Raw genomic sequence first — 10,306 nt, forward strand, 5'->3', positions numbered from 1 at the left:
TATCGCAGTAGCTGCCACCGCAGTGAGCGTAGCGGTAATGATCCTGGCAACAGCGCTGGTAAACGGTTTTCAGCAGGTGATCCAGGAAAAGATCTTCAGCTTCTGGGGGCATATCCATATCAATGAATACCAGCCGAACGCAGGCCCCCTTACGGAAGAAATCCCTTTCTACAGCCGCCAAACCCTGCTGGACAGCTTAAAAAAAGTACCCGGCATTAAATCTATCAGTAACTACGCTACCAAATCTGCCATTATAAAATCAGAAAAGGAAATAGACGGGATCATTTTTAAAGGAATTGATAAAGGGTACGACTGGCCCCAGCTGAAACGCTTCCTCCAGGCCGGCAACCTGCTACAGTTCAATGATAGCTCCTACGCCCCGGAAATTATGATCTCGGAATATATGGCCAGGGAACTGCAACTGAAAGTAAATGATAAGGCCATCATCTATTTTATCCAGGGAGGCGGACTCCCACCACGCGCGCGTAAACTAACGGTAACGGGCATATTTAAAACCGGTATCGAGGAATATGATAAAACTTACGTGATCGGCGATCTTAACCTGGTGCGCAAACTGAACGACTGGGACCCCAGCCAGGTAGGCGGCTATGAACTATCTATCAACAACTACCGCAATATGGATTCCCTGGCCAGGTATATGGATAACAACGCATTGCCCGACCAGCTGTTTACCCGCACCATCCGGGATATTTATCCCAACATCTTCGACTGGCTGCAGCTGCAAAACCAGAACGAACTGATCATCATCGTTATCATGACCATCGTTGCCATCATTAATATGATCACGGCTATTCTTATCCTCATCCTGGAACGCACCAACATGATAGGTATTGCCAAAGCGCTGGGTATGCGCAACTGGGATATCCAGAAAATATTTGTATACCAGGCAGCCTATATTGTTATACTGGGAATATTGATCGGCGACTTCTTCGGGCTGGGCATTGCTTTTCTTCAGCAGGCCACCGGGATCTTCAAACTGCCGGAGGAATCCTATTACATGTCGGTGGCAGCCGTATCCCTGCATTGGATCGATATTGTGCTGATCAACATAGGCACCTTCCTGATCTGTATACTCATACTGCAGGTACCAGCCAGGATCATCCGGCGCATCACACCGGTAAAAGCTATCCAGTTCAAATAGTTATTTCTTCCGGGTACTTTTCACATAATCACGCAGGTAACTACATTGGTTATACGCCTGCTGATAAAACTTCGTTTGCCCGTAACTGCCTGCCAGCAATGGGAAATAACGGTTATTGATCGACGCGTGAATATACTGGTTACGGTCTTCCCTTCCGGCAGCACGCTTCTGGGAACAACGGGCAGCCATAAACGCACAACGGGCCTTGAACTCTTTATCTGTACTGGCCTGCGCTGCCTTTGCATAATAGCTTTCGGCCGCATAACATCCGAAATACTGCTTTTCAAAAGCGTCTTTGTCGCAGTCCGGCGAATACCATAAAGTACTCGGACGGTAATCTTTTACGAAGTACCACGTTCTGCCATAATAGGAAATGCTGAATAACGCAGTGGCATAATCGTAATATACTTTTGCCGGCACCGGCGCCGTCTTCATCTTTTCCTGCAACTGCAACATGCGCTCACAAAACTGCAGTTGCGTAATTTCTTTCGTGTACGACGCTACAGCGGTATCTTCCCCGAAATCCTGCAGCTGCTCATGAAACACCTGGAAGGAAACCGCCAGTGCACCAGGCCCCGCTTTCTTAAACCAGTTGCGCGCATTACCGAAATCGTGGATCCGCACATAACTCACTCCTATAGCCTGATCCAGGTTAATACCTTTGGGAAAAAATCCTGCCAGGTAAGATTCATACGGTGTTTTACCCGGTTGATGCAGGAACTCCTTCAGGCGGATCAGCGTTGCGGGGTTCATGTCGTTATTGATCTGGTCCAGGGAAGTTTCGCCGGAAACAAAATAATCGTTCATCTTCAGCGAATCACAGCGCCCCCTGATCAGCGACTCCTTCACCAGCTCTCCCTGCCGGTGATAACGCGGCGCAAGGATGGCAAACAACAGGTTACGGTAAATCTTGCCAAACGCGAAGCGCTTATCGTCACTGCCATCCCAGGCCCTGTCCCAGTAATTTCCGATGCCGGCAGTTTTTGTATCAAACCATTTCAGGGAAGGCAGCAGCTTTGCTTCAAATGCGCTGTCAATCGTTTTTTGCTGGTTGATGTTTACCAGCAGGTTTACAATCTCCCACTGGTCTTTTATTTCAGGATCTTTGGTACGTACTGCCGCCAGCTGCTGTGCAGCTGCCGGGTAATCTTTACGGATATAAGAAAGGTAGGCAGATGAAACCCTCCACAGGTCCGGGTCTTTTAATTTGCCTTTCTGAACCAGGTCATCTGTCACCATTTGTAACTCATTTAACTTTGCCAGCATCCTGGTCTTTTCTCCGGGCGATTCATCCCTGATACCCACCATGTCTGTTTGTCCTTCTCCCAGCAGGGGGCTGAAGTAAGCATCTTCCAGTTTATTAATTTCTCTTCCCAATAATATATTCAATGCCGGAGATGCCGGGTCAAGTGCATACACCCGCCGGATGGCTGCTACATCCGGCTCCGCATTGGTAAAGCCATAAATAGCGGCTACCATTGCCTTTTCGCGGCTATCCTTACACAACGGGTATACCTGTTCCATGCTGGTATTGGTCCACATTAAACTGGTAAAACAGGAGAGCCGCAACGACGGCGCTTTTTCAAACACGCGGGAAAACAGGTAGGCACTCTGCACAGAATCTTCCAGGTGGTATAAGCCGCCTGCTTTCAACGCCAGCGCCTTATAATATACCAGGGACGACTTCTCCTTTCCGCCAAACAGCTGGTCAAAAGAAGTCACTGCTTCACGGTACTGCGCACTGTAATGCTGCAGTCTTATCAGCTGGAAACTATAACGGTCGCGGATCTCTTTATCCTTTACTTTATCGCGCAATTCCATCCCTTCTGTATACAAAGCCGCCATTTGGGCATTATTACGTTTCGGGGCCGACCATTGATCCTCCCTGGTCACAGCCGGCTCGCACGATTTGGCAAATAACAGGTAACGCGCCGCTTCCCGGTTCTTTTCCTTTCCAAGGAACTGCGCAAATGTATTCTGCTTCACACTGTCCGGTAAGGCAGCACTACCTTCCGCAATGGCAGATAACTGCTCTTTTGGATAGGTATAGATACATTCACGTATATCCTTCCCCGTTACTCCTTTGCCGGCATAGTCCTGCCAGTCGGCCACATTGGCCGTTTCCTCAGAGGGTGTGGGATCTCCAAAAAAATTAGTAAGGGCAGTGTAATAAAACGGCTCATAGCCGCTGCCTTTGGTATATGGGCTGAAAAAAGAAACATAATAATCATACGGATCCGGTGTTGGTCCGCAGGATAAAGTGTAAATCACATTACCAAAGAAAACAGCACAAAAACTAATTAAAAAAACGACAAACTTTTTGTAGTTCATTCAGGGAATATTTTTTCAGGGTTGTTGAATCAAGATGATAAAATATAATAACCGGGTCCGGCGTCCGCAATTGTTTTGCCACCATTTTTGCCGCCGCTTCTAATGCAGCCTGGTCAATGGTTTCACGCCGTATAACATTTCCTTCTTTTAAGGGATATCCGTTCAGCAGGGTATCTTTCCGCACGGTATACAACTGTTTTTCATCCACTGCAAAGATAGTGGTATCCTGCAATTCCTCCGTGCCGATATTTCTTAAAATACCGGTATAGGCAGTGCCGTTACGGAATAAAACGCTCCAGCTGAATAAGGGCAATGCAATGTCTAAAGGCAATGGATATCCTGCCACCCGGTTTTCTCCCAGGTAGGACTCCATAGCATCTAAATCCAGGATGGAATTATGTGATCCCGGTTTACGCAGATCGCCCATGTTATAGCACATCAGCAATCCCCTGTCTACCGGGGGCACGCCGGTACGTACTTTATATTTCACCTGGTACATGCGGATGGTGGCCGATACACGGCGATGACGGAAAAAAGGTGTTTGCCGGATCTGTTTTATAAAAGAGAAATAGGCATCCCTGGAAGTCTGTGTCCAGTCGCAATCCAGCTGGATCTCCTTTATACTGTTTGCCGGCAGGGAATCGCACAGTTGTTCTATCAGCCGGGCCACATTCACGGCCAGCCCCGGGTCGGGATGCGCCCATATTTCATTCATCAGGAATACTACCGGTACTATTTCCACACCGGCAGGGAAAGCGGCTTTTTGATGGAACACCGCTACTGGTCCAGGCGCCTGTGTGGCTTCGTTAATAGCCACATCAAACAGTTTTACGTACAATCGCCTGGCAGGCAGGTCCTGCATATATTTCAGCTCGGCGCTGTTACCCGTCCAGGTTTGCTTCCAGTAATAAAATGCCGGCGTTATGTTACGTTTCGCAGCGTGATTACAGGAAAACAATAGTATGATGATAAGCAGTATCCTGGGGTTCATGAGTGGTTAAATAAGCAGGCGGCCGCAAATAATCCCCGCAGCTACCGCGGCATTCAATGATTCGGCGCCACCGATCCGGGGAATGGTGATCCGGTGGGTAGCCATAGCGGTAACATCTTCCGTTAATCCTCTTCCTTCATTACCGATCAGGATAATCCCTTCTTTAATAGCGGGAAACTCCGCAATATTCTTTCCATGAAGCGTAGCAGCATAAGAAGGCAGCTTTGTTTGCTGCAACAACTCCGGGATACCGTATTCGGCTATACGAACCCTTATCATACTGCCCATGGTAGCCTGTATGGTTTTAGGATTATATACATCCACACAATCGGGCGAGCAAATGATCTGCGGAATCCCGAACCAGTCGGCAATACGGATAAGCGTACCCATATTACCCGGGTCCTGGATGGCTTCCAGCGCCAAAGCCACTGTTCCCGGGGCAGGCAGCGGGTTCACCAGTGCCGGCATATCCAGTAAAGCCATCGCCCGGTTGGGCGTAGTAAGCGACGACAATTGTTTGAGCACAGCTGCATCCACTTCAGTTACAGTCCCTCCCGGCATACGGCTGGTCAGGGAGCCATGCTGCTCCAGCCAGTCGGCCGTTGCAAATACTCCTTTCACCGGCATGCCCGCCTGTAGCAGCTCCTGTACAATCTTATCACCCTCTGCCACATACTGGCTGGATTTTTGCCTGTTTTTTTTGTGCTGTAATGATTGAATATATTTAATTTGCGCCTTTGACAACATGGGATCAAACCTACACGATTTCTTTTAATCAGCCAAGAAGAGGCATGGTTACCCGTTTGTCAGCATTGACCTTAAAAAAATTTAACAACGTTTTTGCCCGTGATGCAGCTGCTTCCCAATTCAAAAATCTTACTGCTGAAACAATTGCTGCTATGGGCGGTAGTACTCACGTTGGCGGCCTGCTCCAACACCAAATATCTCCAGAAAGATCAAACCTTATACACCAGCGCCAAAGTAGAAGTAAACGGGGAAATCCTCAATTCCGAAAAACAGGACCTGCGTAGTTCCCTTTCTTCCAAATCGCTGATGACGCAACAGCCCAATAAAAAGCTGCTCAACAGCCGTATCAAAGTATGGCTCTATAACCAGAAATACAACGAAAAGAAATCCAACTGGTTCTGGAACCTCGTACTCGCTAAAAGGAACCTGGAAGAACCGGTGGTCTATGACTCTACCAAATCCAAAGAATCGGTAGATCGTATGACCAGCTACCTCCACAACCAGGGCTTCTTTTATGCCAGTGTGAACTATGAGGAGAAAACTTCGCACCATAAAACCAGCGTTACCTACGGGGTGAATACAGGAAAAAACTTCGTAATAGATAAGATCATCTACAACGTACCCGATTCTGCCATCCTCCACATTGTAAAAGCAAATGAAGGACTATCGCTGATCCGGAAAGGCGTTACCTTTAAATCGGCCACACTGGGCAGCGAAAGGGAAAGGCTCACCCGCCTCATCAAAGATGCCGGGTACTACAAGTTTAACCGCGATGCCATAGAATTTAGTGTAGATACGCTTAACAAAGCCCTGTTCCGCAACACGCTCAATCCTTTCGAAGGATTTGTAAATATCTTCAATGAAAATAAAAGAAGAGATAAACTGACCATGGACGTGGAGATCCAAATCAAAAACCCGGAAGACAGCGCCGATACCTGGCAAAAGTACCATATCGGTAAGATCTACGCCTATCCCGACTTCTCCCTCAATGGCAATCCAAACGACAGCACCCTGAAACAGGACGAACGCAAGTTTATTACCATCCGCGCCCACCAGGAAATGCTGAAACCAAAAATTCTTTCCAGGTCTATCCTCCTGCGGCCGGGAGAAACCTATTCTATTCAGCAATACAACAATACCGTCAATAAACTGTACGATATCGGTGTATGGCAGTTCGTAACCCTACAGTACAAAGAGCCGAAAGACTCTTTAAATACCCTCGATGCCTATGTGTTCCTTACGCCCCGGCGCAAACAGGAACTGGGGCTGAGCTTCGAGTTAAGTAACAGTTCCGACTATACGCTGGGATCAGGTATTACGCTGAACTACCGGCATATTAACCTGAATAAAACCGCCACCCAGCTGGGCATGGCGCTGAGTACCGGTATTGAACTGGTACGCCAGGAATCCGGGTGGGAATTGCAGTCCAAACAGTTTGGCGGCGAGGTAAGTCTTACCTGGCCCCGGTTTGCGCTGCCATTCAATTTTAAACAAAGCAACCGCTCCAACGTAAAAACAAGATTAACGCTGGGCGCCAACTATCTTTCCCGCGTGGAAAAATTTGACGTTACCAGTTTGAACTTATCCTATGGGTACGACTGGAACGAAACGCTTTACAAACGCTGGATCGTTAGGCCATTTACCCTCAACTATGTGGGCGTAAGCCTGGACCCTACTTTCCGCGACAGCGTGGTAAATACTAACCCGTACCTGAAGCGCAGCTTTGAACCGGCGCTTATCGGCGGGGAAAATATTTCGTTTATTTTCAGCAACCAGGACCTGCTGCACCAGCGCCACTACAGCTACTTCAGGGTGAACGTGGAAGAATCGGGACTCTGGCTCAGCGGCATCAACAGCCTCATGAACGGCGTCAGCGGCAAAAAAACCAACCTGGAAACACTGACCAATGTAAATATTTCGAATTTCGTGAAGATAGAAGCAGACTACCGTCACTTCTGGAAACTGGGACTGCATAGCGGGCTTGCCACCAGGGCTTATGCCGGCGTGGGTATCCCGTACAGCTATTCACAGGTACTGCCGTATGTACGGCAGTTCACTTCCGGTGGCCCCAACAGCATCCGTGCATGGCGTTTGCGTACACTGGGGCCCGGCTCCTACAAAGATTCCTCCGCTACCGCACAGGCATTCCCCGATCAAACCGGCGATATGAAACTGGAAGGCAACATCGAATACCGCTTCGATCTGCTGAGAATGTTTGGGGGTACTGTAAACCTGAAAGGCGCCACCTTCCTGGATTTGGGTAATATCTGGATGATCCGCAAAGATTCTACCAGGCCCGGTTCCGAATTTCGGTTCGATCAGCTGTACCACGACCTGGCAATGGGCACGGGCGCGGGGCTGCGACTGGATTTCTCTTTCTTCCTCATCCGCCTGGATTGGGGTATCCCGCTGAAAGTGCCTTACTTCACCGGGAATAAAAACGGCTGGTATGTAGGTGAGTGGGATTTGAAAGACAGCCGCTGGCGTCGTGAAAATATTATCTGGAACATTGCTATTGGTTATCCGTTTTAGGAACGGAATTAGCGGCAATGAAATCTTCCATATCAGTGGCATTCTCCAAACTGAAATTACCGATACGGGTTCTGCAAAGGCTGCTCAGGTAAGCGCCACAGCCTAACTGTGCGCCATAATCGTTTGCCAGCGAGCGTATATACGTACCCGTGCTGCATACCACCCTGAAATGTACTTCCGGCAGCGCTATTTTAGTGATCTCAAATGCAGTAATAGTTAATTTCCGTGGCTCCACTTTTACATCCACGCCTTTCCTTGCTAACAGGTAAATAGGTTTACCGTTCTGTTTAATAGCAGAATGAATGGGAGGCAGCTGCATAATTTCTCCTATGAAAGGTTGGGTGGCAGCCACTATAGCGGCTTCATCAAGGTGACTGGTATCTTTAAAATTTTCCGGCTCAGACTCCTTATCAAATGTAGGCGTAGTAGCACCCAATGTAAAAGTGCCGGTGTATTCCTTCTCCTGTGCCTGGTATTCGTTGATCTTTTTGGTCATTTTCCCGGTACAGCAAATGAGCAGCCCGGTAGCTAACGGATCCAGCGTGCCGGCATGGCCTATTTTAGCTTTGGTGATATTTCTTATTTTACGTACTACATCAAAGGAAGTCCACGTTAAAGGCTTATTGATCAATATCACGGCTCCTTCCTGGTAATTGGTCTTTTCGTTCGTTTGCATGCCGCAAAGATAGCTATTAGCAGGCAGCCCGCAGCATATAGCCGGCAATTATAGGATTTATTTAAGACCACGAAAAGCAGAAAGCTAAGCGCTTTTTATTAAATTCACGCAATTTTAAATACATGGCTTTACAACATCATTTAGACGCAACACTACGGCACAAGCAACAGGTGGATAATTCGCGCGACTACGTGCTGCCATTCATACAGCAGGAATTTCCGCAACTGGAAGGTCTGCGCGTGATGGAGGTAGGATGCGGGGAAGGCGGCGTATTAACTCCCCTGCTGGAAAAAGGATGCAACTGCGTAGGCGTGGATCTTGCTCCCGACCGTATTGAGCTGGCTAAAACTTTCCTGCAGGAATACCTCGACAACGGACAATTAAAACTGATCGCTAAAAATATTTATGACCTGGATTTCCTGGGAGAATTTCAGAACTCTTTTGATGTTATTATTTTGAAAGATGCCATTGAACACATTCCTGACCAGGAAAAGATCATTGGTCATCTCAAACAGTTGCTGAGTCCCCGCGGGCAGGTGTACTTCGGCTTTCCACCCTGGTATATGCCCCATGGAGGCCATCAGCAGATCTGCAAGAACAAATTCCTCAGCATGGTGCCTTACATTCATTTACTTCCCCGCCCCCTCTACAAAGGCGTATTACGCATGTTCGGAGAAGGCGACGATGTGGTGGTGGACCTGATGGATGTAAAATCCACCGGCATTTCCATTGAGCGTTTTGAACGCATTGTAAAACGCCAGCAATACAAAATTACACAACGCAGGTTCTACCTGATCAATCCAATCTATAAATACAAATTCGGTGTTAACGCACGTGTGCAATGGAAACCGGTTGCCGCCATTCCTTTCTTCAGGAACTTCGTTACTACGTGCGTATACTACATGATAAAGCCTGTTTAACGCCTTCGGCGTTAAAATTGTCTTGGAGCAGGATTACGCTGATTATAATGATTAGCTGGATTTTACTTTTTGGGATTTTATAAAAGACTAAGGGAGATAGAAGCGGATATATTCGCTCTTATCTCCCTTAATTATTTCATCATTATTCATCATAAAATCATAACAAAATCAAATCCTGAAAATCATGATTAATCAGTTTAATCCTGCTCCAAGACAATTTCATCGCCGAAGGCGATCCCTTACGCTGCATTCCATATTTCCCAGGATGCTTCCGCCTGTAATATCAGCATTTCGTGCCCGTTTTTGATAGCAGCGCCCTGCGCAGCCCCACGTTGCAGGAAGGCGGTTTCCGCCGGGTTGTACACCAGGTCGTATAGCAGGTGCCTGGAAGTGAGGTACTGGTAAGGGATTTCAGGGAACGTATCTGTTTTGGGATACATACCCAGGGGCGTTGTATTCACAATCACTGTATGGTTTTCCATTACCTGTTGGGTAAGCGATTCGTAAGACACAGCGCCATTCACCGGTTGCCGGCTCACTACGGTGTAGGTAATGCCCAGTTGTTCCAATGCATACATAATGGCTTTGGCGGCGCCGCCGGTGCCCAGCACCAGGGCATGCTGATGATGTGGTTGCAGCAGTGGCTGCAATGATCTGGTGAACCCTGTTACATCGGTATTATAACCTGTTTTCTTCCCGTTCTTAAAATGAATGCAGTTCACTGCACCTATTTTTGCGGCGGCATCACTGAGCTCATCCAGGAAGGGGATCACCACTTCCTTGTAGGGAATGGTAACGTTCAATCCATGCAGCTGCGGATGCTGTTCCAGCAAAGCAGTGAATTGAGAGATGCCCGGGATCGGGAAATTATCATACACACAACCTGAAATATTTTCCTTCTCAAACTTCTCTTTAAAAAACCCTTTGGAGAAAGAATGACTGAGCGG

At 47.8% G+C, this 10,306-nt stretch carries 8 protein-coding genes; 3 read left to right on the forward strand and 5 right to left on the reverse strand.

Annotated elements, in window-relative coordinates; all coding sequences use genetic code 11:
- Nucleotides 1-1,162, forward strand: a 1,162-nt coding sequence (locus tag VN105_RS23265; RefSeq protein WP_325644724.1) for an ABC transporter permease, incomplete at its 5' end; no start/stop codon positions are given.
- On the opposite strand, the gene VN105_RS23270 is transcribed toward VN105_RS23265, so the two are convergent.
- Genes VN105_RS23270 through VN105_RS23280 form a run of 3 tightly spaced genes read right to left on the reverse strand, consistent with a single transcriptional unit; the run spans nucleotide 1,163 to nucleotide 5,231 of the window.
- Nucleotides 1,163-3,433 carry a hypothetical protein gene (locus tag VN105_RS23270; RefSeq protein ID WP_325644726.1) on the reverse strand — a complete coding sequence of 757 codons (2,271 nt, stop codon included), beginning with the start codon at nucleotides 3,431-3,433 and terminating at the stop codon, nucleotides 1,163-1,165.
- 25 nt (nucleotides 3,434-3,458) lie between these two features.
- Nucleotides 3,459-4,484 carry a hypothetical protein gene (locus tag VN105_RS23275; RefSeq protein WP_325644728.1) on the reverse strand — a complete coding sequence of 342 codons (1,026 nt, stop codon included), beginning with the start codon at nucleotides 4,482-4,484 and terminating at the stop codon, nucleotides 3,459-3,461.
- Nucleotides 4,485-4,490: 6 nt separating this feature from the next.
- Complete coding sequence (locus VN105_RS23280; protein WP_414647258.1) at nucleotides 4,491-5,231, reverse strand: TrmH family RNA methyltransferase; 741 nt, start codon at nucleotides 5,229-5,231, stop codon at nucleotides 4,491-4,493.
- Between the two features lie 102 nt (nucleotides 5,232-5,333).
- Between VN105_RS23280 and VN105_RS23285 the strand changes: the two genes are divergently transcribed.
- Nucleotides 5,334-7,763, forward strand: coding sequence for a BamA/TamA family outer membrane protein (locus tag VN105_RS23285; RefSeq protein WP_325644737.1), 2,430 nt, complete (start codon nucleotides 5,334-5,336; stop codon nucleotides 7,761-7,763).
- Here VN105_RS23285 and truB read toward each other — a convergent pair.
- On the reverse strand, nucleotides 7,744-8,439 hold the full coding sequence (gene truB, locus VN105_RS23290; protein ID WP_325644732.1) for a tRNA pseudouridine(55) synthase TruB: 696 nt from the start codon (nucleotides 8,437-8,439) through the stop codon (nucleotides 7,744-7,746). The genes VN105_RS23285 and truB overlap by 20 nt on opposite strands.
- A 122-nt stretch (nucleotides 8,440-8,561) precedes the next feature.
- On the opposite strand from truB, the gene VN105_RS23295 reads away from it, so the two are divergent.
- Nucleotides 8,562-9,359 carry a class I SAM-dependent methyltransferase gene (locus VN105_RS23295; RefSeq protein ID WP_325644734.1) on the forward strand — a complete coding sequence of 266 codons (798 nt, stop codon included), beginning with the start codon at nucleotides 8,562-8,564 and terminating at the stop codon, nucleotides 9,357-9,359.
- Nucleotides 9,360-9,598: 239 nt separating this feature from the next.
- On the opposite strand, the gene aroE is transcribed toward VN105_RS23295, so the two are convergent.
- The coding region (aroE, locus tag VN105_RS23300; protein ID WP_325644735.1) for a shikimate dehydrogenase at nucleotides 9,599-10,306 on the reverse strand (708 nt) is incomplete at its 5' end.

The sequence above is a fragment of the Chitinophaga sp. genome, assembly GCF_035564935.1.
Lineage (GTDB): Bacteria > Bacteroidota > Bacteroidia > Chitinophagales > Chitinophagaceae > Chitinophaga.